Consider the following 25,697-nt stretch of genomic DNA (forward strand, 5'->3'; position numbering starts at 1 on the left):
GCGGTGCCAGCCTGGCACTGTACAGGGGACGCGGCCTCATCCGATCGGATGATCTCGCAAGGGTGGGGGCGCGCGAACGCGCAGCGGCCGATGTATTTCTGTCGCGCCTATTTGCCGGGAATCAGCATACCGAGCGGCGCGAGCGGTCCGACCGGGATGAATTCATAGGCGGCATAGCCTTCCTTGACGATCGGCATGGCGTCGGTCACGGCCTTGGCCTGCTCGACCGTCTCGACATTCATCAGGAAAACTGGGCCGGGCCTGTCCTTGCGGAACCAATACTGATCGACGATGCCGTCGAGATAGAGCCGCAGCGTGGCCGGCACCTCATGGGGCATGAGCCGTGCCCGCTGCTCATCCGCGAGCGGCTTGATGATCGATCCGATGGCTAGAACTTTCATGTGTGAACTCCTCGTCAGAACGTCGATGCGTGTTCGACAGCGATGAATCTAGCTATCGGGCTGCGCTGGGAGTATTGTCGCAAACGACAACGTTGAGGTCATTCACGCCATGCGCCTGACTGTACTCGTCCTGGAAGGAGCGTTCGACCTCGGACTGACGGCGGTGCTCGATGGGTTCAGGATCGCGAATAATCTCGCGCTTCGGCAGGGGCACAGGCCGCCATTCGAGTTGTCGATCGTGGGCTTGCGCAAAAAGGTCCGCTCCAGCGGAGGCCTGATCGTCCCCGTCCAACCGATCACGCCCGGGCTGAAGCCGGATTGGGTGGTCGTTCCCGCCGTTTCCGCGTCCACGCCGGAGCTCCTGGCCGCCGCGCTCGAGCGACCGGATGTGAGGCAGGCGACCGGGCAGCTGCGGGCCTGGCACGACGAGGGCGCGCAGATCGCGACATCCTGCCTCGGGACGTTCATTGTCGCCGAATCCGGCCTGCTCGATCATCGCGAGGCCACCACCACCTGGTGGCTCTCGCCGCTGTTTCGGCAGCGCTACCCGAAGGTGCAGCTCGACGAGTCGCGCATGCTCGTGCCGACCGATATCGGCGTGACGGCCGGTGCGGCGCTGGGCCATCTCGACCTGGCGCTCTGGCTCATCCGGCGGGCCAGCCCGGAGCTGGCGACCGTCGTCTCGCGCTATCTGCTCGCCGATATCCGCTCATCGCAGGCGCCCTACATCATCCCCAATCACCTGGCGCAGGCCGATCCGCTCATCCTGAGATTCGAGCGCTGGGCGCGCGAAAACCTCCAGGCTGGGTTCTCGCTTCAGGAGGCCGCGAAGGCGCTGGCGACCAACCCGCGCTCGCTGCAGCGCCGCTGCCAATCCGTACTCGGCAAGTCACCGCTTGCCTATTTCCAGGATCTGCGGGTCGAGCGCGCCCAATCGCTGCTTCACGGCAGCGGCCTTGCCCTCGATGCGATCGCGGCCGAGGTCGGCTATGTCGACGGCGCGACGCTGCGGACGCTGCTGCGCCAGCGCCTGGGCCGCGGGGTGCGCGATCTCAGGGCCGATCTGCTCTGACGGCGTGAGGTCCACCACCTCGCCGCGCTGCGCCATTCTCCGAACCTATTTGGGGCGGTAGAGTTCATACTTGGCGGGTGGATGAGGAGATCAAGATGGATCGTCGATCATTCGTGACGGGGCTGCTGGCGATCGCCGCAGGCGGTGTCGGTGCCCTGGCAGTGTCGGAGGCCTCCGCCGCTCCCGGAACAGCAGAAGCGTGCACTGTCTCCGACGCTGCGGCGATGGAGAATGCCGGCGCCCTCGACGAGCTTCCAGCCGAGTATGCCCAGTACCACCGCCGCCCGACACATTGGCATCACCGCCATAGCCGGCATCGCCACCATCGCCGTCATGCTCGCCGGCGCTATGTCTGCCGCGTCCACCATGATCGCTGGGGGCGTCGTGTGCGGCGCTGCCATTGGGTCTGGGGCTGAGGCGGTAGCCTCCGCCGCCCGCTAGCGCAGAGGGTTCCAACAGGATTGCTGCCGGGCTGGCGGCCTTCTCGCGGGCGGCCGTAGGGACTTCATTGTTCCGGCGACGAAAAGAAGAAGGGCGCCATTCGGCGCCCTTCGTTAGCTGAGATGGCGATCTCTCCACTCAGACGAAGCGGAAATCGTCCTGGGCGAGGCTGGCGAGCTGAACACCCTTCAGGGTCAGGCTCGTATCGGCATCGATGGTGAAAACAGTGTCGGCGCCGACCTGGTCGGCAGCGTCCATCGCATCGGCGAAGTCGACGAAGATATCGCTGGCGAATTCCATGATGTCCGAGCTCGAGCCCGTCGTCTTGAAGTCGGCGATCGTATCCTTGCCGAAGCCGGCCGCGAAGACGAAGGCGTCGTGGCCCGAGCCGCCGGTCAGCGCGTCATCGCCCGCACCACCCACGATCCGATCGTCGCCCGAGCCGGCATCGACCACATCGTTGCCGGCACCGACGAGGATGGTGTCATTGCCCGAGCCGGCGTCGATCACGTCATTGCCTTCGCCGGCGTCGATCGCGTCATTGCCGGAGCCGGCCTTGATCGTATCGATGCCATTGCCGCCATTGACGCTGTCGTCGCCCGAGCCGCCGTCGAGCAGATCGTCGCCGTCGCCACCCGAAAGCGCGTCGTCGCCGGCGCCGCCCCTCAGCGTGTCGTTGCCGGCACCGCCGTCGAAGGCCTCGTTGCCATTGCCGCCGGTGACCACGTCGTTACCCGCACCGAAGAGCAGCTTCTCGATATTGCTGAAGCTGTCGGTGCCGATGCCGGCGCCGGAAACCATGCCGCGGGTGATGTCGACCGAGATCGGCCCCGTCGCCGCCGAGAGATCGAGCGTGTCGAAACCGGCGCCGCCGTCGATCGTGTCGTTGCCCGCGCCGGCGAGGATGAGGTCGCCACCCGCACCGCCGTTCAGCGTGTCGTTGCCGGCGCCGCCATCGAGCCTGTTGGCGAGATCGTCGCCGCTGATGACGTCGTTGCCGGAGCCACCGATGACGTTCTCGATCGAGGCGAGCGCATCCACGCCGGTGGCGTCGCCCTCGGCCTCACCGGCCGCGAGATCGACGATGATGCCGGCCGTGTCAGCCGAGTAATCGGCGGTGTCGATGCCGTCGCCGCCGACGAGATCGTCATCGCCTTCGCCGCCGACAAGGAGGTCGCTGCCCGCACCGCCGATCAGCGCGTCGTCACCGGCGCCGCCCTTCAGCACGTCGTCGCCGTCATCGCCGGCAAGCACGTCGTCGCCTTCGCCGCCGTCGACGACATCGTCGCCGGCGCCGGCCGAGACCGCATCGTCGCCGAGGCCGGCCATGATCTCGTCCGCGCCGGCCGTGCCGGTGAGGATATCGTCGCCGGGCGTGCCGACGATCTGCCCGGCGCCGTCCAGCACCGTGTCGTCGCGGAGGTTGAGATTCTGGATGCGCTCGTCGAGCTGCGCCGTCGTGTCGGCGACGTCGTAGGCCGTCTCCTGGGTGCCGTGGAATTCCTGCATGTACTCGGCGAAGGCCTGCTGCTCGCCGAGCAGGGTCGAGCCCGCCGGCGTGTTCGCCGCGACGACGGCGGCGGCGGTGAAGTCGAGCGCCTCGTCGACCGGGCCGGACATGCCGCCATCCGAGAGCAGATAGCGGAAGTTCGAGCCGTTCGCCTTCATCGGATAGCTGTCGCCGCCATTGGCGAGGAAGCTCAGCGTCACCACCGTGATCGCGCTCGGCGCGCCCGGCACCAGCACACCATTGTCGTAGAGCGCGACGGTGCGGCCCTGATCGTCGGTGAGCGCGATGTCGGAGACACGGCTGCCGGCCGGCAGGTCCGGGTCATAGGAGAAGGCGATGCCGCCGATCTGCGGGAAGCGGCCCTGATTGCCGAGCAGGCCGACGCCATGCTCCAGGATCGCTTTGATTCCCGCGGCCGTCGTGTCGAAGGCCATCAGCTTGTTGTCGAAGCGCAGCGAGTTCTCGATATCGAGCTGCGAGACGCCGCCCTCCGGCTTGTTCACGTCCGGATTGGCCGGCGGCGGCAGCTTGTCGACCTCGCCGGTGACCGGATCGGGATGGGAGACGGTGCCGATCGGGGCCCGGACGCCGCCGCCATTCTTCACGGAGACGACGAAGGTCGGGCTGGCCTCACCCATCGCGTCGCGCAGGGCCTCGGCATTGGCATCGGCCGAGAGGCTGCCGAGATTGGTCTCCTCGTTGCGGATGATCGCGCGCTCACCTTCGAGATAGACCTCGGTGAAGCCGAAGATCGTGCCGTCCTTGACGTTGATGACGTTCTGCACGGCGTCGGTGACGTCGCGGACCTTGTCGCCCTTGGTGCCGTCGGCGAAGGCGGTCTCGTCGAGATTGTCGACGGTCGTGCCCCAGGCCTCGGCGACATTCTCGTCGGTCGAGGCATAGGCGCCGTTGATCGCGACGTCATCGGCGAGATGGTCGGTGATGATCTCGCCATTGGCGTCGAAATCGACCTTGAGGCGGCCGAGATAGGTGTATTCGCCGTCGGTGTTGACGATCAGCGTGGTCTTGCCGTCGGCGCCGGCCGTGACGATCGGGTACTCGCCCTCGAAGGAGGCGTCGTGGCCCGGGAAGGAGGCCGCGTCGTCATCGGCATCGCCGAGACGGGTGTTCGAGCCGCCGGCCAGGATGATGTCGACGCCGACGAGCTTGGTCGCGAGCAACTGCTCGTTCTGGATCTGCTGCAGGTGCGACTGCAGGATGATCTTGTTCACGCCCTGGGCGATCAGCGCGTTGATGACGGGCTGGAGCTGCTGGGCGAGCAGGTCCATGTCGTCAACCTCGTTGCCGTCGCCCGGGAAGCCCTTCACTTCGGTGCCGGTCGGCGAGGAGATGCGCTCGAGCAGCTGCGTCGTCGCGCCGACGAGGCCGATCTTCTCGCCGCCCTTGTTGATGATGGCGGAGGGAGCGACGCGGCCCTTCAATGTCGCCAGATCCTCTGTGCCCGAGGCGACGAAGCGCGGGTTCATGTCGGCATCGGCCGAGAAGTCGAGATTGGACGAGAGATAGGCGAAGTTGGCGCCCGACCAGCCGGCGACCGAGCCGGCGGTGATGGCATCGCGCAGCACCTTCGAGCCGAGGTCGAAGTCGTGGTTGCCGATGGTCGAGGCCTCGACGCCGAGCGCGTTCATGATCGCGATATCGGCGGCGGCGACCGGCTGGTTGACGCCGGCTGCGATGGTCGAGCCGGTCGCGGCATTGATCGCTTCACGCACCGACGGGTCGGTGCCGGCGGCGATGAACGGGCCAGGCAGGAAATTGTCGCCGCCCGAGAGGATCAGCGTGTTGGCGAAGTCGTCGTCGAAGGCGTCGACCAGGGCGGCCAGGTTCTTGGCGGTCTGGCCGGCGAGCAGGCCCGCCTCGCCGTCGGAGAGATGCAGGAGCTGCAGCGTGAAGACCGGCTCTTCTTCCAGGTCGAGGCCGATCACGATCGGATCATGGTCGGAGACGCGGGCGATGACATCCTCGTCGAAGATCGAGGGGTCGCGCTCGTTGGTGGCGAGGTCACCGTTGAAGTTGAGCTGGTAGTCGAGCGCGTCGGCCTCGTCGGCATTGACGTGCCAGTCGGCGACGCCGGTGACCTGAGCCGAGGCGCTCTCATTGGTCAGGATGTGGTCGAGCGAGCCGGTCTGGCCATCGAAGACATAGCTGTAGCCGCCGGCGCCCTGGTCGGTGTAGCCGGCATCCTTGAGGATATCGATCGGATCCTCGCTGTCATAGGCGTTGAGATCGCCGAGGATGATCTTGTCCGGGTCGGCATGGCCGGTCGGGTTGGTCTTGAGCCATTCCGCCAGCGCCTCGGCGGCGAGCTCGCGCTGGTGGTTCCAGCCGCCATTGCCGTCCTTGATATCGGCGTCGATGCCGGTGCCCGAGCCGCTCTTCGACTTGAAATGGTTGACCGCGGCGGTGAACTCGCCACCGCTGGCGAGCTCCTCGAAGGTCACGGCCAGCGCGGCGCGGCTGGTGTTCTCGCCGTTGAAGACGCGGCCGAGCGTGCTCTGGGCCAGGAAATCCGCCGAGAGGTCGCTGTCGTCGAGGACCGCGACCTGGCTGTCGAAGGAGACGCGCACCGAGGTCACGTCATAGATGAAGCCGACCGCGATCGCGTCGCCGCCGAGGAAATCGCCGCCCGGACGGACCCAGTCATATTTGAAGAAGCCCGAAACGGCGTTGAGCTGCTCGACGAGATATTCGATCGCGTTGCCGGAATGGCCTTCCATGAAGTTGTTCTCGATCTCGAGCAGGCCGAGCACGTCGGCGTCGAGTTCGAGGATGGTGTTGACCAGCTTCGCCGTCTGGCGCTGGAACTCGGCCGCGGTCTCGGCGCCGCGCGGCTCCAGACCGATCGCGGTGTTCTGGCCGTTATCGAGCGTGGTGAAGTAGTTGAGCACGTTGAAGCTGGCGAGCTTCAAGGTGCCGCCGACATCCGGCGGGCTCGTCGGGCGCGGGTTCTCCGAGACGAAATCGTTGATGCCGACGCCGTTCTCGACCGCGTGCACGCGGTACTGGTTGAAGTCGAAATCGAGCACGCCGGTCAGGCCGGTGATCGTGTCGCCCATGCGCGGCGCGGTGGTGGAATTGTAGTCGCCGTCGACGACGGTGTTGTCGAGATTCGGGTTCGAGGTGCTGCGGCCATCGTCGAAGATGACCGAGCGCGAGGCGATGTCGCGGATATGCGCGTCATAGCCGGCGACGCTGGCATCGTGGCCGACCGTGTAGGATTCCGGCCGGCCGCCCTGGGTCAGACGCATCTCGCCGAACTGGTCGAGATTGAACTGCTCGGTGACGGTCAGTGTTTCGGTGAAGCGGACCAGCATGCCCTCATAGGCTTCGAGATTGGCGGTATAGGTGCCGTTCGAGCCCTGCACGCCGACGCTCGGCAGGTCGATATCGACAGCCATCGTGTTGACGTCGGCGACCGCATCGGCCTGGACGAGCGTGACATTCGTGGCGTTCAGCTCGGTATTGCCGAAAGCCTCGGCCACCGTGCCGGTGACGCGGACGCGGTCGCCGATCTGCACGTCGACGCCCAGGCTAGCATAGGAGACGAAGATGCCTTCCGAGGTCAGCACGTTGCCGTCCTGATCGGTGGTCTCTTCCTGCAGCCAGAAGCCGCCGAGATTGCGCCCGCCATCGGCATCGCCGTTCTGGAAGTCGCCGACGACGATCGCCTCGACCGTGACGGTCTGGCCGACCTTGGTGCTGGCGGTGCCGCTGCCCTGGACTTCGCTGATCAGGGTCAGCGCCGGGGCGTTGCCCTCGACCGTGACAATGGTCTCCCGGGAGGCCCCGCCGAGCGTGGCGGTGACGGCGAAGTTCTCATCGGGCTCCGAAAGGCCGTCGGCGAGGGCCGCGACGGTGAAGCTCGCGGAGCTCTGGCCGGCGGCGATGTTCACGCTGGCCGGAATGGTGAGGTCGTTGACCCCGGTGGTCGCGAGGCTCACCACCGTGTCGACCGTGGCCGGCGCGTTGAGCGAGACCGTGAACAGGAAATCAGCGCCTTCGGCCTTGCTGGCATCGTCGACGGTGAGCGAGGCGAGGGTGGGCTCGCCACCATTGCCGCCGCCGATCGTGAAGGTGACGCCGGCGAGCGGCGATTGCGGATCGCTGAGGAAGGGGGCGTCCGGCCCGATGCCGTCATTGTCCTGGTTGCCGGTGCCGCTCTGGGCGACCCAGTTGTCGGTCGTGTTGAAGGCGGAGAGAGCCGCCTCGCGCGTCTCGAAGGACGAGCCGCCGGCGGCGGGGTCGAAGGCGGCGATGTCGGCCGCATCGGTGCGCGGCAGCACGAGCGCGGTCTGGCCGGCGACGAGGCCGGTGCCGCCGAGCAGGCCGCTGCTGGTCGCGCCGTTGAAGCCGCCATTATTGCGGGTCACGGCGGCGAGGAAGCTGGTCGGCGCCGTCTCGGAGGTGCCGATGAAGGCGAAGATGGATTCGCCGGAGACGTTGAGGTCGGAGGTGCTGTTGTTGATCGTGCCGAGATTGACGCCGCGCGCGGCGGCATTGATCAGATCGTGAATCTCGATGACCGTGCCGGCCGGGATCTCGGCGCCGCTATTGGTCCAGGTCAGGCTGCCTTCGCCGGTGTTGAAGGCGCCGCCGGCGCCGATCGGAAGACCGTTCCACTCATTGTCGCTGAAGCGGATGACCGTTCCGGCCGGAATGGCGTCGACCGCGATGAAGGCGAAGCCATCATTTCCGTCCCCGTTGAAGCCAGTGAAAGCGATAGAGCCAGCGCCGAGTGCCATATGGTCTTCCTCCGAATGTCGTACGCCTATGACGGGCAAGATTCCGCATGCGCCACGCGATCCAGCCGGGCATTGTCCGGCTAATCGACGCGTGGCTGCTGCGATGAACAACAGTGGAAATGCCGAGAAGACGCCCATCCCGCGCTTCCCGGCCCGCAACTATCGAGGCTCAAGAAAGGCGCGCATTGTGACGCTAGGATGAAATTCAAAGGACATTGACGGAATGATCGTTTAACCGGCTATTGTTTATCTGTATGATTTCGATCAGGTTCGCAGATTTCGTGGCTATGGATTTGATTATAGCCTCAGCTATCAAAAGATTAACTATACTCTTTTGTGCCGCGGTTTCCGCTCGGTAGCGGCGATTTCCAGTAATCGACTCTCTTGCCTGCCTTTGCGGATGGGCTGACGCGGCGGCTGCGGTGCGAGAGATGGGCCGCGCAACTGTTCTCAAGACGCTGCCGGCAGCGCCCGCGACGGCAAGCCCGACACGCAAGTCCTGGGCATCGACCTCGACACCGGCCGCGCCTGTTACAACGGCCGCAAATCGGAGATTTACTGCCTCTACCGCACGGTCAGGGTGTTCAATACTCGCACCGGCTATTTCGCATTGCGGCGTGCCCGGCGCTGCGGCCGCGGCCTCTATCCCTGAGGAGGCCGCAATGAACTTTGCCGGGAAACTATTTGCCGTGCTGCTCCTCACCCGTCCCGCCGCGGGGAACGGCTCCTCGTCATGCACCGTCCGCTCGCCGCGAGCGCGGTCCAGACGATGAGGCCCCAATCGCCGGTCAGGGCTCGTCGATGATCTCGCGGTCGCGGCCAGGGCCATTGCCGGACGCGGCCTTGCCGACATCGGACGGTGCGGCTGGATCGGCCACCCCGGCCTTGTGTGGCCGAACATGGGGCTTGGCCTGATGGCCCGTCGCGTCAGTTTTCGCCGGCTTGCCGGTAATCCTGGCGGCTTCCTCGTCGGTTAGCTTGCGTCCGAATCCGTCCCTCATCGCTCGCCTCCCTCAGTCGGTCGGCCAGCGCCGGCTACGTTCCTGATGCCTGTCCTGTTCAGCCTCGGCCTGGATCGGCGCACCGCCTTGCTCAAACGGCCGGGCAGGGCCGGCCGGATGCGCCGAAACGGGCGAAGGGCCGGGGCGTTTCGGCGACTGTCCAGGCCGGCCGGGACGCCGAGGCGTCTCGTCATTGGCCGGCCTCTCGAGGCTGCGGTCGGTCATAGAGCGTGTCCTCGCTGGTCCTGTTGGGACCAACGTGCACGCGCTCCGGCCTGTTCCGCCGTCGGCGAGTCGGTCTTTTGGGGACGCTCGTTCCGGCTCAGCTCAGTCCGAGCAGGCCCTGCAGCTTGGCGAGATCCTCGGCCAGGGTGGTAATCGCGGCGGCGAGCGTCTTGCGGTCGGCCTCGGTCAGCTTGTCATAGGTCTCGAAGCCGCCGCCCTGGACGCGGTATTTCGCCAGCGTCTTCTCGACTGCCGCGAAATTGGCGTCGATCTTGGTGGAATAGGCCTTGTCGGTGCGCTCGGTCAGCGGGCGCAGCAGGTCGACGATCTTCCTGGCGCCGTCGATATTGGCCTGGAAATCCCAGAGATCGGTGTGGCTGTAGCGGTCTTCCTCGCCGGATATCTTGGTGGCCGCGACCTCCTCGATCAGCGCCGCGGCGCCGCCGATCATCTTGTCGGGCGGAATGGTCAGGCCCTTGATCCGGGCCTGCAGATCGGTGACGTCGCTCATCAGCTTGTCGGCGAAGGGCGTGAGGCCTTCGGTGCTCTTCTTGGCGAAGAGCCCGTATTCGATGCGGTGGAAGCCGGTGAATTCCGGATCCTCCTCTTTCTTCTCATGGTCGTCGGCGCGCGAATCGATCGAGCCGTCGAGATCGCTGAACAGCTCGGCGATCGGCTCGATCATCTCGTAGGAGACGCGGGTCGGGGCGTAGAGCGCTTGCGCCTTGGCGAGGTCGCCGGCCTTGACCGCATCGGTGAAGGCCCTGGTATCGCGCACCAGCGTGTCGACGCCGCGCGAGACATAGAGCTTGTAATCCGCGATCGGGGTGACGAGCTCCAGCGGCGAGACGGCCAGGGCCGGGCTCGCGATCACGGCGGCGAGCATGCTGGCGCCGGCCAGCCAGGCGAAACGCTGGGCCATCTTAATCTCCTGTCCTGTTCGGGTTCGAGGTCTTATTCGGGTTGGAGCTCTTGGCGGAAGCGAGCTGAGCACGGGCCGCGTCGATCAGGGCGCCGGCATAGTGATCGCCCTTGGCCGGGACTCCGGGCAGCGCGAAATAATAGCCGCCGCCAACCGGCTTGATGTATTCCTCCAGCGGCTCGCCATTGAGCCGCTTCTGCACGGCGATGAAGCCGCGCTCCAGATCCTGCTGGAAGCAGATGAAGAGCAGGCCCATGTCGAGCTGGCCGGCCTTGGTGACGCCGTTCGAATAGTTGAATGGCCGGCGCAGGATGCGGCTGTTCTCGGTCCCCGGCCGGCGCGGATTGGCAAGTCGGATATGGGCATCGAGCCTGGTGCGCTTGCCCTCCGGGTCGGAGGCATAATCCGGCACGTCATATTCACGGGTCATGCCGAGCGGAGCGCCGCTCGCCTTCTCGCGGCCCATGATCTCTTCCTGCTCGACAAGCGGCGTGCGGTCCCAGCGCTCGACGAAATTCCGGATGATCCGGACGACCTGGTAGCTGCCGCCTTCCGCCCAGGCCGGCTCGCCGGCATCGGCCTGCACCCAGACGAGCGCGTCCATCAGCCCGGCTTCGGCGGCGTCCGGGTTGGCGGTGCCGTCGCGGAAGCCCAGGAGGTTGCGGGCGCTTTCGGGCGGCACGCCGGGCCTGGCCGGGCGCACCGGCACGCTGCCCTCCTGTTTCCAACGCAGGAGCAGCAGATCGGGCGTGTTCTTCACGATGTCGCGCAGCGCGTGGATATTGGTGTCGGCGGTGTTCGAGCTGAATTGCAGCAAAAGGTCGCCATGACAGAGCGCGCCGTCGAGCGCGTCATTCGGGAAGCGCCGCATGCGCTGCAGATGAACCGGCTTCAGCGGCGCGAGGCCGAAGCGCTCGTCGAACAGCGAGGCGCCGAGGGCGATGGTGACGGTCAGGTTGTCGGGCGCGATGACCGGGCCGAGGATGCCGCTATCGGGCGGCGGATAGGCGGGATCGGCCGTCGGCGCCTCGCCGCCCTCCATCAGGAAGGCCGCGCGCTCGGTCAGCAGGCGGAAGAGCCGCCCGAGGTCGTCCAGTGACGTGGCGACGACGTCGAAGGCGGCAACGAGGCCGGTCGCCGGGCGCGGCGTGACGATGCCCGGCTGATTCTTGCCGTAGAAGGGCTGGCGCTGGGCGGTGTCGTCGCTCTCGGGTGCTGCGGCGGGGTTCTGGATCGGTGCGGCCACGGTGCCCGTGAACGGGCAGGCGCCGAGCGCGACCGCGCCGGCCGAAAGCAGGGCGCGGCGTGACGGGCGGAAACGGTCGGTAGGCTCGCTCATGGCGTCTTTCCGGTCGTATCGAGCGTCAGTCGTGCGCGCATGGCGGTGAGGTCGCCGGCCAGGGCGGTTGCGCCGCTGGCATCGGCCTGTCCGCGCTCGATGGCACCGAGATCGGCCAGCGTCTTCGCGGCGAGGGCGGTGTCCAGCCTGGCCATGAGCGGGTGCAGCAGATCGACGATCTTGCGGATGCCGGCCGTCCCGGCTTTCGCGCCGTCAACGGGTTGCGGGAGTGCGTTCGCGGCCTCCAGGGCCCCGCCGAGCATGGCCTCGGGCAGGACGGTGCGGGTGGCTAGCGTATCGGCGAGCATCTTGGCGTTGCCCTGCAACGCCTCGATCGAGCCGGTGAGCGCGGCGATATCTGCTCCGGCGCGCGCGCCGTGGGCCAGAGCAAGCGCCTGCTGAAGATCGGCGAGCGGCCCGGCTTTGAGTTCAGCCTCGGTCAAGGCGGGGCGCAGATTCCGGAAGGTGGCGTCGGCATCGGCTGCGGCCTGCGCGACAGCATCGAGCTTGCCAGCCTCAGTCTCATCCTTGATCTGCGCGAGCGCTGCGGCGAGCGTATCGGCCTGCTGGAGCAAATAGACCCGGTATTCGGCCACCGGTCCGACGAAATCCATCAGCGCAAGCCTTGGCGCCGCGGCCTGCGGCGAGGCGGTGACGATGAGCCTGCCGCGCGGGGCGCTGAGCAGGCCACAGGTGATGGCGTATTCGCCGGGATGAAGCTGTGCCGTCAGCCGGCGCGACTGGCCGGGCACGATGTTCTCGCGCTCCTCGACCACGATGACCCCGTCGAGGATTTCCCATTCCAGCACGCGCTGGCTGCGATTCGTGACGAGGAAGGAATGCTTGCCGGCCGGGACAGTGAGCTGAGCCGGCTCGCAGCTGCGCTCGGTGATGGCGATGGCGATATCCGGCCCGGCGCCTTTGGCGGCTGTCGGTCTGGCGCCGCGCTGCGCGGCATAGAAAAAAGCGATGACCCCGCCGCACAGGAGCAGCGCTGTGCCGGCCATGGCGATACGCAGGCCAAGCGAGCGCTTCGCTGCGGGCGCCGCGGCGGTCAAGGCCGCGCTCCGATCGGCTTCGCTTCAGCGCGATCGCTGGCGAGAAAGAAGGCGAGGGCGGGGACAAGGAAGGCGAGATAGGCGAGTACCTCGCCGAATGCCGCGCGTTCCTGATAGCCGAGGAGGCCGGAGAGGACAGAGCCGAGCGGGCCGTCGACCGGGAGGATCGCGCCGATGTCGTAGGCGGTCTGCTGCAGGCTGTTCCACAATCCGGCCTCGTGCAGCGCGCGCACCGCATTGGCGAGCAGCCCGGCCGCGACGAAGAGGATGAAGATCCCGGTCCAGCGGAAGAAGGCGCGCAGGTTGAGCCGCATCCCCATGGCGTGGATGGCGAAACCGACCACAATCGCCGTGGCGAGGCCGAGCGCCGCGCCGACCGGCGCCTCCCAACCGTTGCTTTGCTGCAGGATAGCAAGCAGGAAGAAGACGGATTCGAGCCCCTCGCGCACCACCGCCAGGAAGGCGAGGCCGACCAGGGCCAGGCCCTGCCGCTCGCCGGACAGCGCCGCATCGATGCCGGCATGCAACTCGCCCTTGATGCTGCGCGCGGCCTTGCGCATCCAGAACACCATCGAGGTGAGAAGCACGACTGCGACCAGCCCGACGCAGGCTTCGAACAATTCCTGGGCCCGCTGTGGCAACTCGCCGCTGATGATGTCGAGCCCGGCACCGACAGCGAGGCTCACGCCGCAAGCGAGCAGGACGCCGATCCAGAGTGCGGGCAGCCATTCGGCTCGGCCGGTGCGGGTGAGGTAGCTCGCCACGATTCCTACGATCAGCGCGGCCTCGATACCTTCGCGCAGCATGATGAGGAACGGAACGAGCATGGCAGTACGTCCCCAGTTCCCGCTTGAACAGATCAGGCGGTGCCGAACCGGATGGCCTTTCGGTAGTCCAACGGCTGTGGGTGGTCAACGCGGCGGAAATGTGTTGCCTGGGTCGGAAAGGTGTTTGGTATCCGTAGTTTATACTTATTCTAATCTTTTTCGGTTGAGCTTTCGCCGGGCTGCTGGAGGCGCCGATGACGCCTTGGCGGCAAAGGGGTAGGGCGCTTGAGTCAGCGGCCGCCATCTTGCCTTTTTCGGCGGGCTCGAACAAAAGCTGAGGCGAGCGGCTATATCGTGCTGCGCTGACGGAGATTGCGAACATGGACGGCTTTTCAGAGCTGCGCCGCGTGATGGTCGATTGCCAGCTACGCACTTACGACGTGACGGACCGCGCGGTGCTCGCCGCCGCCGACCGGGTGCCGCGCGAGGCCTTCGTGCCGGCCGAGCTCTCCCATCTCGCCTATCTCGACCAGCCGGTGCCGCTGCCGGGCACCAGCCGCGCGCTGATGGCGCCGATGGTGATCGCGCGGATGATCCAGGTGCTCGATCTCGAGCCCGGCGAGAAGGTGCTCGAATTTGGCGGCGGCAGCGGATTCGGCGCGGCGCTGATGGCCGAGATGGGCACGAAGGCGACGCTGTGGGAGCCGGATGCCGCGGCTTTCGCCCTGGCGCAGAAGGCGATCGGGCAGGCCGGGACCGAGGGCGTCACGCTCAGCGCCGCGCAGCCGGCGGACGCGGATTTCGATGCGGTTCTGGCCAGCGGATCCTGCGAATCGGCACCGGAGAGCCTGTTCGGCCTCGTCCGCGATGGTGGCAGGCTGATCGCGATCGAGGGAATCGGCCGGTCCGCGCGGGTGAAGCTCTACCAGAAGACAGGCCAGATCATGACCGGCCGGCCGGTCTTCGATGCGGCAGCGCCGATTCTCGAAGAGTTCCGCCGGAAACCCGGCTTTGTGTTCTAACGAAGTGTCGCATTTTTGCGGCACTGCGGCACGGAAACACTCGCGGAGCCATCGCGGCGTTGGCGTAGGGCTTGGCGATCGCTATGATTTGTTTGAATTATGCCGAGGCTGGGGCGATGCCTGGGCGCGACTCCAGTCCGCAAGAGGCGTCCACGTGATTGAAAACGAAGTAAAGCGGAAACGGTTCGGCTACAGCCTTGCGGCGGTGCTGGCCTCACTTCTCGGGGCGGCCCAGCTGGCGCCGGCCTCCGCGCAGACCATGGATGCGGCGCTCGCCCGCGCCTATAACGGCAATCCGACCCTGAACTCCCAGCGCGCCCAGGTGCGCGTCACCAACGAGAACGTGCCGCAGGCACTTGCCGGCTACCGGCCGACGATCACCGCCTCCGCCGATATCGGCGCCGAGATCCAGAATACGCATACGCCCATCACCGGCGGCGTCAGCAGGCGCTCGACCCTACGCACGGCGCCGCGTGGCGTCGGGCTCGAAGTCACCCAGAACCTGTTCAATGGCGGCGGCACCACCAGCAGCGTCAGCGCGGCGGAATCGCAAGTGCTCGGCGCCCGTGCGACCTTGCAGAACACCGAGCAGAACGTGCTGCTCGATGCCGCGACCTCCTATATGAACGTGTTGCGCGACACGGCGATCCTCAACCTCAACCGCAACAACGTCGAGGTGCTGGAAGAACAGCTGCGCCAGACGCGCGATCGATTTCAAGTCGGTGAAGTCACCCGCACCGACGTCGCGCAGGCCGAGGCGCGCCTGTCCGCGGCGCAATCGCAGGCGATCCTGGCCGAGTCCAACCTGAAGACCAGCATCGCGCGCTACCGCCAGAATGTCGGTACCGAGCCGAAGTCACTGGCGCCCGGCCGGCCGGTCGAGAACCTGCTGCCGAGAAACCTGGAGGTCGCGCTCAAGGGCGCGCTGACCCAGCATCCGGCGATCATCGCGGCGCTGCACGGAGTCGATGTCGCCGAGCTGCAGGTCAAGGTCGCCCAGTCGGATCTCTATCCCTCGCTCGATGTCATCGGCAGCGTCTCGCGGCGCTACGACACTCAGCTGGGCGGCGACAAGATCAACGATGCCACCATCGTCGGGCGGCTGACCATCCCGATCTACGAGGGCGGCCAGGTCTATTCCCGCACCCGCCAGGCCAAGGAAACCGCCGGCCAGCGCCGGATCGACGTCGATACCCAGCGCGACAGCGTGCGCGCAGCCGTCGTCTCGGCCTGGGGCGGGCTCGATGCCGCCAAGGCGCAGATCATCGCCGCGCAGGCCCAGGTCCAGGCGGCCGAGACCGCGCTGGCCGGCGTGCGCGAGGAGGCCAAGGTCGGCCAGCGCACCACGCTCGACGTGCTCAACGCCCAGCAGGAACTGGTCAGCGCGCGTTCGATCCTGGTCACCGCGCAGCGCGACCGTGTCGTCGCGTCCTACTCGGTGCTGTCGGCGATCGGCAAGCTCTCCGCCACGACGCTGAAGCTCAAGACCGAAGTCTATGACGCCCGCCGGCACTATGATCAGGTCAAGGGCCTGTGGTGGGGCACGCAGACGCCGGACGGCCGCTAAGCGCGGCCTGACCGCCCTCGGCCGGGCGCTTCCGGCTCGGCACGGCTCGGTTCTGACCAGACCTTGGGAGACATTCCGGCAACAGCCCGGATTTCTCCTGTGGGATGCGGTTCCGCCGCCTTGCCTGCTGCACTTTCGGTGAAATACTCAACTTTGGGGCTGCGTTGATTCTCGTGACGCGCCCGGTGTCGAGTGGTCCGGACCCAGCATGAGCGCGCAAGCGAAGCCCAACGAACCGTCGATGGAGGAAATCCTCGCCTCCATCCGTCGGATCATCGCGGACGACGAGAAGCCCGCCGCTGCACCGGAGCCCGTACCGGAGCCGGAACCTGCTCCGGTTGCGCCGCCTGAGCCCGCCGCCGCCGAGATCGATGACGACGTGCTTGACCTCGGCGCCGAGGCGAGCCTCGTGCCGCCGCCCGAGGCGGAGGTGAACGATGTCGAATTCCTCGACGCGCCCGAGCCGCTCGTCCCCGAGCCCGAGCCCGAGCCGGAGCCTGAACCCGAGCCCGAGCCGGAACTGCCGCCCGAACCGCTTGTGCAGGCCTTCGTGCCCCCGTTCCAGCCGAGCCCGGCGCCACAGCTCGACATGGCGGCGCTGATCTCGGACCAGACCGGCGCGGCCGTGCACAATGCCTTCGGCGCCCTGGCCCACACCGTCCTGAGCAACAACGCGCGCACGCTCGAGGACCTGGTCAAGGACATGTTGAAGCCAATGCTCAAGACCTGGCTCGACGACAATCTGCCGACCATGGTCGAGCGGCTGGTGCGCGCCGAGATCGAACGCGTCGCGCGCGGCGGTCGCAGCTAGGCCGCATTGCAAGCCCGCTACAAGCCGAAGCGCGGCGGCCGCCCTGCGATGAGCGCATTGGGAAAGGCAGACGATCCCGCTATATCTGCGTGACGGCGCACGGCCGCCGCAAGCAGGTTGAGGATCATGCCATGTCGAAGAAGCCCGTTTCCCGGATCGACCTCAAGTCCAACACCAAGACCGCGATGATCGAGCTGCTCAATGCCCGGCTCGCCGATGGCATCGACCTCGCGCTCGTCACCAAGCAGGCGCATTGGAATCTGAAGGGCCCAGGCTTCATCGCGATCCATGAGATGCTCGATGGCTTCCGCAGCGAGCTCGACGGCCATGTCGACACGGTGGCCGAGCGCGTGGCACAGCTCGGCGGCATCGCGCTCGGCACCACCCAGACGGTTGCCGCCGCGACCAAGCTCAAGGCCTATCCGACCGATATCGTCGCGGTGAAGGACCATCTCGCCGAGCTGATCGAGCGCTATGCCGAGGCGGCCAAGAGCGTGCGAGCCGCGATCGATACCGCGGCCGAGGCCGGCGATGCCGACACGGCCGACATCTTCACCGGCTATTCGCGTGCCCTCGACAAGTCGCTATGGTTCCTTGAATCAAATGCGGCTTGACGCGAAAGCGTTGACGCGGGCCCTTCGCATGGGCTCTTAAAGCGAACCCTTTGGGCCTTCCAATTTCCGGCCGGGACTTCCCGGCCGTTTTGCGTTCGAGCGAAGCGATGATGGACAAGACATTCGAGCCGGCCTCCGTCGAGGCCCGCATCAGCAAGGCCTGGGAAGAGGCCGACGCCTTCAAGGCCGGGCGCGGCGCCGAGCCGGGCGCCGAGAGCTATTGCATCGTCATCCCGCCGCCGAACGTGACCGGCTCGCTGCATATGGGCCACGCGCTCAACAATACCTTGCAGGACGTGCTCTGCCGTTTCGAGCGCATGCGCGGCAAGGACGTGCTCTGGCAGCCGGGCACCGACCATGCCGGCATCGCGACGCAAATGGTGGTCGAGCGCAAGCTCGCCGCCGAGAACAAGACCGATCGCCGCACGATGGGGCGCGAGGCCTTCCTCGAGGAGGTCTGGCGCTGGAAGGCCGAATCCGGCGGCACGATCGTCAACCAGCTCAAGCGCCTGGGGGCGTCCTGCGACTGGTCGCGCGAGCGCTTCACCATGGACGAGGGCCTCTCCGCCGCTGTCCTCAAGGTCTTCGTCTCCTTGCACAAGCAGGGGCTGATCTACCGCGCCAAGCGGCTGGTGAACTGGGACCCGAAGTTCCAGACCGCGATCTCAGACCTCGAGGTCATCCAGGTCGAGAAGACCGGCTCGTTCAAATGGGAGCGGGGCGGGGAGGAGGCCTTTGACGCGGCCAAGCTCGACAAGGCGCTGAACCGCGATCCGAGCGGACATCTCTATTATTTCAACTACCCGCTCGATGGCGTGACCTACGATGCGGATGACCCGTCGACCTTCATCACCGTCGCGACGACGCGGCCGGAGACGATGCTGGGCGATACCGGCGTCGCGGTGCACCCCGAGAATGAAAAGATCGGCCACCTGATCGGCAAGAACGCCGTGCTGCCGCTGGTCGGCCGCGTCATCCCGATCTTCGGTGACGACTATGCCGATCCCGAGAAGGGCACCGGCGCGGTCAAGATCACGCCGGCGCATGACTTCAACGATTTCGAGGTTGGCAAGCGCCACAGGCTCGCCAGCGTCAATATTTTCAACGCCGAAGCGAAGCTGATACTCGACGGCAATGCCGATTTCCTCGCCGGGGCAAAGCCCGAGGCCGAGGTGCTGAAACTCGACGGCTTCGACCGCTTCGCCGCGCGGCGCGCCATCGTTTCGCTGATGTCCGAGCGCGGCCTGCTCGCCAAGATCGAGCCGCATGCGCATACGGTGCCGCATGGCGACCGCTCCGATGTCGCGATCGAGCCCTGGCTTACCGACCAATGGTATGTCGACGTCAAGCCGCTGGCGCAGCGCGCGCTGAAGGCGGTCAAGGACGGCCGCACCAGGATCACGCCCGAGAGCTGGACCAAGACCTATAATGACTGGCTCGAGAATATCGAGCCCTGGTGCGTCTCGCGCCAGCTCTGGTGGGGCCACCAGATCCCGGCCTGGTACGGGCCGGACGGCGAGTGCTTCGTCGCCGAGTCCGAGGCCGCCGCGCAGGCCCTTGCCGTCGGCCATTATGGCGGCCCGGTCGCGCTCACCCGCGACGCGGATGTGCTCGACACCTGGTTCTCCTCGGCGCTCTGGCCGTTCTCGACGTTGGGCTGGCCGGAGGAGACACCGGAGCTGAAGCGCTACTACCCAACGGCGGCGCTGGTCACCGCCTTCGACATCATCTTCTTCTGGGTCGCCCGGATGATGATGATGGGCCTCAACTTCATGGACGAGGTGCCGTTCCGCGACGTCTATATCCACGCCATCGTTCGCGACGAGAAGGGCGCGAAGATGTCGAAGTCGAAGGGCAACGTCATCGATCCGCTAGTCCTCGTCGACAAATACGGCGCCGACGCCCTGCGTTTCACCCTCTCGGCCATGGCGGCGCAGGGGCGCGACATCAAGCTCGCGACCTCGCGGGTCGAGGGCTACCGCAATTTCGCGACCAAGATCTGGAACGCCGCCCGCTTCGCCGAGATGAATGGCTGCGCCCGCGCCGAGGGCTTCGATCCGGCCGGCGTGAAACAGCCGCTCAACCGCTGGATCCTGAGCGAGGCGGCGCGCGCCAGCGAGGAGATCGCCGAGGGCATCGTCTCGTTCAAGTTCAACGAAGCGGCCGGCAGCGCCTATCGCTTCGTCTGGGGTCAGTTCTGTGACTGGTATCTCGAGCTGTCGAAGCCAGTGCTTCAGGGTGAGAACGTCGCCGCCGAGGAGAAGGCCGAGACGCAGGCGACCGTGGCCCATGTCATCGACCTGATATCCCAGCTGCTGCACCCGTTCATGCCCTTCATGACCGAGGAGCTCTGGGCGGTGAAGGCGGGCGAGGGGGCGCCGCGCCAGCTCGCCAAGGGCGATGCCGCGCTGGTCTGCCTGACCCGCTGGCCGGAGCTCGCCGGCCTGAAGGACGAGAAGGCCGAGGCCGAGATCGGCTTCGTCGTCGACCTGATCTCGGATATCCGCTCGGTTCGTTCCGAGACCAATGTCCCGGCCGGCACGCAGGTGCCGTTGGTGCTGGTCAATGCCAGTGACGCCACGAAGGCTGCGGTCGAGGCCTGGGCGCCGATGATCGAGCGGCTGGCGCGCGTCTCCACCATCGCTTTCGAGGCGGTTTCACCGGCTCAATCGGCGCAGATCATCGTGCGCGGCGAAGTTGCTGCCCTGCCGCTAGCCGGCATCATCGATCTCGACGCCGAGCGGGGGCGGCTCGGCAAGGAGCTGACCAAGCTCGACCAGGACATCCTTGCCGTCGACCGCAAGCTCGGCAATCCCGACTTCGTCGCGCGCGCGCCGGAAGAGGTCGTCGAGGAGAACCGTGAGCGCAAGGCGCAGGCCGAGGCGCGCAAGCTCAAGATCGCCGAAGCCCTGGCTCGCCTGGAGCCGGCTTGAGGCCCGAGGCGCGGCCCTGTGCCGCGCCTGTCCCCGGCGGTTGCGACTTATTGCCAACAGCCGGTCATGAAAACACCTCCAAATTGACCTTGATGTCCGCGACCTCTGGTATATTCACGGAAACGCGATTAGATGCGCTCAGCGCAAGCCCGCCATGCGCCATCAGACCCGCAGCAGGACACGGTAGTTCGGACGCATGCTCAAGCGAGCCTATGACTGGTGCGTATCTTACGCATCCCACCCGGGTGCTCCCTGGCTGCTCTTCGCGCTGACTTTCGTCGAAAGCTCGGTCAGCCCGCTGCCGCCGATCCCGCTGCTGCTGCCGATGTGCATCGCGCGGCCGGACCGGGCCTGGTTCTATGCCGGCATCTGCTCGCTCGGCGCCGTGATGGGCGGCTATCTCGGCTATGCGATCGGTGCCTTCCTCTACGAGTCGGTCGGCGCCTGGCTGATCGGCATCTACGGGCTGCAGGAAAAGGCGGCGCATCTCATCGCGACCTCGCAGGACTACTGGTTCTGGGTGCTGGTCACCAAGGGCCTGACGCCGATCCCGTTCAAGATCGTCACGATCATGTCCGGCTTCCTGCATTTCGACATCTGGAAGTTCACGATCGGCATGGTGGTCTCCCGCGTTACCTTCTTCGCCATGATCGCGCTGGCGCTGCGCTTCTATGGTGACGACATCCGGATTTTCATCGAGAAGCACCTGCCGCTGACCGCGCTTGCGCTGGCGGTCGTGGTGATCGGCGGCTTCTTCGTCCTGCCCGCGGTGCTCTAAGGCCCCATGCGCTGACGGTGCGGTCGTGGCTGTGCCATGGCCCGTCAGTTGCGTGCGCCGCGTCGCGGCTACCGACGGTTTTGTGACATCCTCGCAACACTCTCAGGCATTGCGCCGGGACCGCCCTGCGCTGCCGGAATTGCCGCGATGCTGCCACAAAGCGCGCCCAGCAAAGCCTCATACTAAGTCTCTGAGATATAGAAGAATTAAACTGTGTCTGGCAGGGTCGGGGAGACGGTTTCCCCTCTCATCCTGTCGGGGCGTGAACGTTGCGTCCGGCGCCGGGCGCGTGGCACATCTGCCGCGCACCCTAAGTGCAGGGCGGAACGAGGAAAAAGACGATGGACGCGCGCGTTTTCGATAAGTCGAAGCTCCCCAGCCGGCATGTCAGCGTCGGGCCGGCGCGGGCTCCGCATCGCTCCTACTATTATGCGATGGGGATGACCTCGAAGCAGATTTCGCAGCCCTTCGTCGGCGTCGCGTCCTGCTGGAACGAAGCCGCCCCCTGCAACATCTCGCTGATGCGCCAGGCCCAGGCCGTGAAGAAGGGCGTCGCTTCGGCCAGCGGCACGCCGCGCGAGTTCTGCACGATCACCGTGACCGACGGCATCGCCATGGGGCACCAGGGCATGAAGTCCTCGCTCGCCTCGCGCGAGGTCATCGCCGACTCCGTCGAACTCACCATGCGCGGCCATTGCTATGACGCGCTCGTCGGCCTTGCCGGCTGCGACAAGTCCCTGCCGGGCATGATGATGGCCATGGTGCGCCTCAACGTGCCCTCGATCTTCATCTATGGTGGCTCGATCCTGCCCGGCACGTTCAAGGGCAAGCCGGTCACGGTCCAGGACGTGTTCGAGGCCGTCGGCAAGCATTCTGTCGGCGCCATGTCCGATGAGGACCTCCAGGAGCTGGAAGAGGCTGCCTGCCCGTCCTCGGGCTCCTGCGGCGCGCAGTTCACCGCCAACACGATGGCGACCGTCGCCGAGGCGATCGGCCTTGCGTTGCCCTATTCCTGCGGCGCGCCGGCGCCCTACGACGTGCGCGACACCTTCTGCTACACGGCCGGCGAGATGGTGATGGAGCTGATCGCCCGGAACATCCGCCCGCGCGACATCGTCACCCGCAAGGCGCTGGAGAACGCGGCGATGGTCGTCGCGGCCTCGGGCGGCTCGACCAATGCGGCCCTGCACCTGCCGGCGATCGCACATGAATGCGGCATCGACTTCGACCTCTTCACCGTCGCCGAGATCTTCAAGAAGACACCCTATGTGGCCGATCTGAAGCCGGGCGGAAAATACGTCGCCAAGGACATGTTCGAGGTCGGCGGCATCCCGCTGCTGATGAAGACCCTGCTCGACCATGGCTACCTGCATGGCGACTGCATGACCGTGACCGGCCGGACCATTGCCGAGAACCTCGCCTCGGTGAAGTGGAACGACGAGCAGGACGTGGTGCGCCCGGCCAACAAGCCGATCACCGTGACCGGCGGCGTCGTCGGCCTCGAGGGCAATCTCGCTCCCGAAGGCGCGATCGTGAAGATCGCCGGCATGACCGAGGACAAGCTGGTCTTCACAGGCCCGGCGCGCTGCTTCGATTGCGAGGAGGACGCGTTCAAGGCCGTGACCAACCGCGAGTACGAGATCGGCGATGTGCTGGTCATCCGCTACGAAGGTCCGAAGGGCGGCCCGGGCATGCGCGAGATGCTGGCGACCACTGCCGCGCTCTATGGCCAGGGCATGGGCGACAAGGTCGCGCTGATCACAGACGGACGCTTCTCGGGCGCGACGCGCGGCTTCTGCGTCGGCCATGTCGGGCCGGAAGCCGCTGTCGCGGGGCCGATCGGCCTGCTCAAGGATGGCGACATCATCGAGCTCGATGCCATCACAGGAAAGCTCGCAGTCCGCCTTTCTGATGCCGAACTTGAGGAGCGACGTAAGGCCTGGAAGCCACGCAAGACCGACTATAATTCGGGCGCGCTGTGGAAATACGCACAGACGGTCGGGTCCGCCAAAGGGGGCGCCGTGACCCACCCAGGAGGGGCGGCCGAAACCCATTGCTATGCGGATATCTGACGCCATCATCGCAGGAACATTGCTGATCCTGGGCTGCCAACCGGCCGCCTGGGCACAGGATGTTGCCGGGAGGGCCGCGCCGATTCCGCCGCGGCCGATTCCCGGCATCGCCCTGCCGGAGCCGGAGGCCGGGGCACCGGATCCCGCGGGCGTGCCGCAGTCCCTGAATGGCGGACATGCACCGGCGCCGAATGCGGCGCCGCCGCGCGCGGCGCTGCCACTCGCGCCTTTCACCAGCGCGCGCGACGCGCTCAAGGCCTGGATGCGCGACAAGACCGCCGGCGATCAGGCCGGCGCGGTGCGTGCGCTCGAATATGCCGCCTCGCAGGGCCATCTCACCGCCCAGTTCAAGCTGGGCCGGATGTATGCCGCGGGTGAGGGCGTTCCGGCCAATGACCTCAAGGCTTTCGAGTATTTCTCGAAGATCGCGGATGAGAATGCCGACGCGATTCCCGGCACGGCCGATGGCCGTATCGTCGGCAGCGCCTTCGTGGCGCTCGGTGGCTATTTCATCGACGGTATCAAAGGCAGCTATGTCAGGCCCAATGCCGACCGCGCCTTCGACATGTTCCACTACGCCGCCTCCTATTTCGGCGATCCCGACGGACAGTACAATCTGGCCCGGCTCTACATGAACGGCCAGGGCACGCCGCGCGACCAGCGCCAGGCGGCGCGATGGATGAAACTCGCGGCCGAGAAGGGCCATGTCCCGGCGCGCGCCGTCTTCGGCGACATGCTGGTGCGCGGCAGCGAGGGCGTGCCGCGGCAGATTTCGCAGGGGCTGATGTGGCTCACGCTCGCGCGCGATGCCGCCGACCCGCAACGCGACGCCTGGATCCTGGAGCGCTATGAGGCCGCCTTCGCCTCGGCCTCGGCCAATGACCGCAGCGCCGCGCTCGCGCTGATGGAGCGCCAGCAGCAATATACGAGCGGCCGCATCCCGCGCTAAGGCTGGTCCGACGGCTTCTCCTGGCGCGGCCGCCTGACGGCGCCATCTGCCCGTCCGGTGCTCCCGGACGGAGGCGCGCTCCGGTTCCCGACAGCCACACCGGCTGACTCGCACCAGCCAACTTAAGCCCGCGCAGTCTCGAACGCGCGCGGTTCCGGCGCTTCTGCATCCGCTCCAGCTGCTGCGGCGTAATCCTCGGACAGACCGGGGAGATCCGCCATGATCAGCGTCAGGACATGTTTCGCAGGAGCCACCTTGCTGCTCGCGACCGTCGTCGTGGCGGCGCAGGAGAATTACGAGGCCTGGGCGCCGCTGACGAACCCGTTTCCGAGCACGGGCGGGGGCGGCATCATGATCCACGACTATGATCCGGTCGTCGCCGATAGCGTCTGCACGACGCATTTCCGGGCGATCGAACCGAACGGCACGACCTATCATAACGTGATCAGCTTCGATGCCGTCGCGATTCAGGGCGGCACGCTCTGCTCTAACGGCGCATGGCGCTCGGCCGATGGCAGCGCGAGCGGCACGACGCCGTTTCGGGTCTTCATCAAGAACGGGGTGAAGCGCGGCTCCGCGCAATAGCTGGCTTCTTGTTTTCGCATCGACCTGAAAACCGCAATCCAGTTTTCGGGCCGATGCGCAGGGCTTGGGATCAGTGCGGCCGCAGATCCACCATCACCGGTACGTGGTCGGAGGGCTTGTCCCAGCCGCGGACATGCTTGGCGATGCCGACGCCGCCGAGCCGGTCGGCTGCCTGCGGCGAGAGCAGCAGATGGTCGATGCGGATGCCGTTGTTTCGCTGCCAGGCGCCGGCCTGATAATCCCAGAAGGTGTAGAGGCCGGGGGTGTCGGTGGTGGCGCGCAGGGCTTCGGTCAGGCCGAGATTGATCAGGCCGCGGAAGGCCGAGCGAGTCGGAGGCAGGAAGAGCGCGTCGTCGATCCAGGCGGCCGGATCGCGCGCATCGCGCGGCTCGGGGATGACATTGTAGTCGCCGGCGAGCACGAGCGGCTCCTCATGGGCGAGCAGCGTCTTCGCATGCGTCGTCAGCCGCTGCATCCAGGCGAGCTTATAGGGATATTTCTCGGTATTCGGCGGGTTGCCGTTCGGCAGGTAGATCGAGGCCAGGCGCACGACGCCCGTACCGAATGGCAGCACCCCTTCGAGATAGCGCGCCTGCTCGTCGCTCTCGTCGCCCGGCAGGCCGCGCCTGACATCCTCGAGCTTGGCGCGACTAAGGATCGCGACGCCGTTGAAAGTCTTCTGGCCGTGGGTCTCGACCTGCCAGCCGGCCTCCTCGATCTCGCGGCGCGGGAAATCGGCGTCGAGGCATTTCAGTTCCTGCAGGCAGAGCGCGTCGGGCTCCGCCTCCTTCAGGAAATCGAGCAGATGGCCGAGCCGCTGGCGGACGGAATTGACGTTCCAGGTGGCGATGCGCAACGGCGTGCTCC

At 66.5% G+C, this 25,697-nt stretch carries 20 protein-coding genes; 11 read left to right on the forward strand and 9 right to left on the reverse strand.

Features of this window, described 5'->3' with window-relative positions; all coding sequences use genetic code 11:
* Positions 1 to 107: 107 nt before the first annotated feature.
* Complete coding sequence (locus tag EV560_RS29450) at positions 108 to 401, reverse strand: hypothetical protein (protein WP_131859401.1); 294 nt, start codon at positions 399 to 401, stop codon at positions 108 to 110.
* A 109-nt stretch (positions 402 to 510) separates the two neighbouring features.
* Between EV560_RS29450 and EV560_RS29455 the strand changes: the two genes are divergently transcribed.
* Together EV560_RS29455 and EV560_RS29460 are read left to right on the forward strand one after the other, a co-directional pair.
* Positions 511 to 1,473 (forward strand): GlxA family transcriptional regulator, encoded by a 963-nt coding sequence (locus EV560_RS29455; protein WP_131859402.1) that lies wholly within the window; start codon positions 511 to 513, stop codon positions 1,471 to 1,473.
* Between the two features lie 95 nt (positions 1,474 to 1,568).
* Positions 1,569 to 1,889 (forward strand): hypothetical protein, encoded by a 321-nt coding sequence (locus EV560_RS29460; protein ID WP_131859403.1) that lies wholly within the window; start codon positions 1,569 to 1,571, stop codon positions 1,887 to 1,889.
* Positions 1,890 to 2,052: 163 nt separating this feature from the next.
* On the opposite strand, the gene EV560_RS35905 is transcribed toward EV560_RS29460, so the two are convergent.
* The 7 genes from EV560_RS35905 to efeU form a co-directional block, all read right to left on the reverse strand.
* On the reverse strand, positions 2,053 to 8,187 hold the full coding sequence (locus EV560_RS35905) for an ExeM/NucH family extracellular endonuclease (RefSeq protein ID WP_165923702.1): 6,135 nt from the start codon (positions 8,185 to 8,187) through the stop codon (positions 2,053 to 2,055).
* A gap of 205 nt (positions 8,188 to 8,392) precedes the next feature.
* Entirely contained in the window at positions 8,393 to 8,926 is a 534-nt protein-coding gene (locus EV560_RS29470; RefSeq protein WP_131859404.1) for a hypothetical protein, read from the reverse strand.
* Positions 8,927 to 8,975: 49 nt separating this feature from the next.
* Positions 8,976 to 9,188, reverse strand: coding sequence for a hypothetical protein (locus tag EV560_RS29475; RefSeq protein WP_131859405.1), 213 nt, complete (start codon positions 9,186 to 9,188; stop codon positions 8,976 to 8,978).
* Positions 9,189 to 9,510: 322 nt separating this feature from the next.
* Positions 9,511 to 10,335, reverse strand: coding sequence for an iron uptake system protein EfeO (gene efeO, locus EV560_RS29480; RefSeq protein ID WP_131859406.1), 825 nt, complete (start codon positions 10,333 to 10,335; stop codon positions 9,511 to 9,513).
* A 1-nt stretch (position 10,336) separates the two neighbouring features.
* Positions 10,337 to 11,674 (reverse strand): iron uptake transporter deferrochelatase/peroxidase subunit, encoded by a 1,338-nt coding sequence (gene efeB, locus EV560_RS29485; protein WP_131859407.1) that lies wholly within the window; start codon positions 11,672 to 11,674, stop codon positions 10,337 to 10,339.
* On the reverse strand, positions 11,671 to 12,732 hold the full coding sequence (locus EV560_RS29490; RefSeq protein WP_131859408.1) for a cupredoxin domain-containing protein: 1,062 nt from the start codon (positions 12,730 to 12,732) through the stop codon (positions 11,671 to 11,673). Before EV560_RS29490 ends, efeB begins: the two co-directional genes overlap by 4 nt.
* Positions 12,729 to 13,559 (reverse strand): iron uptake transporter permease EfeU, encoded by an 831-nt coding sequence (gene efeU, locus EV560_RS29495; RefSeq protein WP_131859409.1) that lies wholly within the window; start codon positions 13,557 to 13,559, stop codon positions 12,729 to 12,731. Before efeU ends, EV560_RS29490 begins: the two co-directional genes overlap by 4 nt.
* A gap of 320 nt (positions 13,560 to 13,879) precedes the next feature.
* Between efeU and EV560_RS29500 the strand changes: the two genes are divergently transcribed.
* The 9 genes from EV560_RS29500 (at position 13,880) to EV560_RS29540 (ending at position 24,830) form a co-directional block, all read left to right on the forward strand.
* Positions 13,880 to 14,521, forward strand: coding sequence for a protein-L-isoaspartate O-methyltransferase family protein (locus tag EV560_RS29500; protein WP_131859410.1), 642 nt, complete (start codon positions 13,880 to 13,882; stop codon positions 14,519 to 14,521).
* Between the two features lie 154 nt (positions 14,522 to 14,675).
* Positions 14,676 to 16,088: a TolC family outer membrane protein gene (locus EV560_RS29505; protein ID WP_248312258.1), complete on the forward strand. Its 1,413-nt coding sequence runs from the start codon at positions 14,676 to 14,678 to the stop codon at positions 16,086 to 16,088.
* A 208-nt stretch (positions 16,089 to 16,296) separates the two neighbouring features.
* Complete coding sequence (locus EV560_RS36910) at positions 16,297 to 16,899, forward strand: PopZ family protein (RefSeq protein ID WP_465247049.1); 603 nt, start codon at positions 16,297 to 16,299, stop codon at positions 16,897 to 16,899.
* 131 nt (positions 16,900 to 17,030) lie between these two features.
* On the forward strand, positions 17,031 to 17,513 hold the full coding sequence (gene dps, locus EV560_RS29515; protein ID WP_131859411.1) for a DNA starvation/stationary phase protection protein Dps: 483 nt from the start codon (positions 17,031 to 17,033) through the stop codon (positions 17,511 to 17,513).
* A gap of 107 nt (positions 17,514 to 17,620) precedes the next feature.
* The gene (locus tag EV560_RS29520; protein WP_131859412.1) at positions 17,621 to 20,446 is read left to right on the forward strand and encodes a valine--tRNA ligase; all 2,826 of its coding nucleotides are present in this window, start codon (positions 17,621 to 17,623) and stop codon (positions 20,444 to 20,446) included.
* A 196-nt stretch (positions 20,447 to 20,642) separates the two neighbouring features.
* On the forward strand, positions 20,643 to 21,224 hold the full coding sequence (locus EV560_RS29525; RefSeq protein ID WP_131859413.1) for a YqaA family protein: 582 nt from the start codon (positions 20,643 to 20,645) through the stop codon (positions 21,222 to 21,224).
* Positions 21,225 to 21,565: 341 nt separating this feature from the next.
* Positions 21,566 to 23,296: a dihydroxy-acid dehydratase gene (gene ilvD / locus EV560_RS29530; RefSeq protein ID WP_131859414.1), complete on the forward strand. Its 1,731-nt coding sequence runs from the start codon at positions 21,566 to 21,568 to the stop codon at positions 23,294 to 23,296.
* Positions 23,283 to 24,245 carry a tetratricopeptide repeat protein gene (locus tag EV560_RS29535; RefSeq protein WP_131859415.1) on the forward strand — a complete coding sequence of 321 codons (963 nt, stop codon included), beginning with the start codon at positions 23,283 to 23,285 and terminating at the stop codon, positions 24,243 to 24,245. Before ilvD ends, EV560_RS29535 begins: the two co-directional genes overlap by 14 nt.
* 219 nt (positions 24,246 to 24,464) lie before the next feature.
* Complete coding sequence (locus EV560_RS29540) at positions 24,465 to 24,830, forward strand: hypothetical protein (RefSeq protein ID WP_131859416.1); 366 nt, start codon at positions 24,465 to 24,467, stop codon at positions 24,828 to 24,830.
* Positions 24,831 to 24,900: 70 nt separating this feature from the next.
* Here EV560_RS29540 and xth read toward each other — a convergent pair whose 3' ends face one another.
* The gene (gene xth / locus EV560_RS29545) at positions 24,901 to 25,686 is read right to left on the reverse strand and encodes an exodeoxyribonuclease III (protein ID WP_131859417.1); all 786 of its coding nucleotides are present in this window, start codon (positions 25,684 to 25,686) and stop codon (positions 24,901 to 24,903) included.
* Positions 25,687 to 25,697: the final 11 nt, after the last annotated feature.

Source organism: Allobosea sp. BK604, from assembly GCF_004341515.1.
Lineage (GTDB): Bacteria > Pseudomonadota > Alphaproteobacteria > Rhizobiales > Beijerinckiaceae > Allobosea.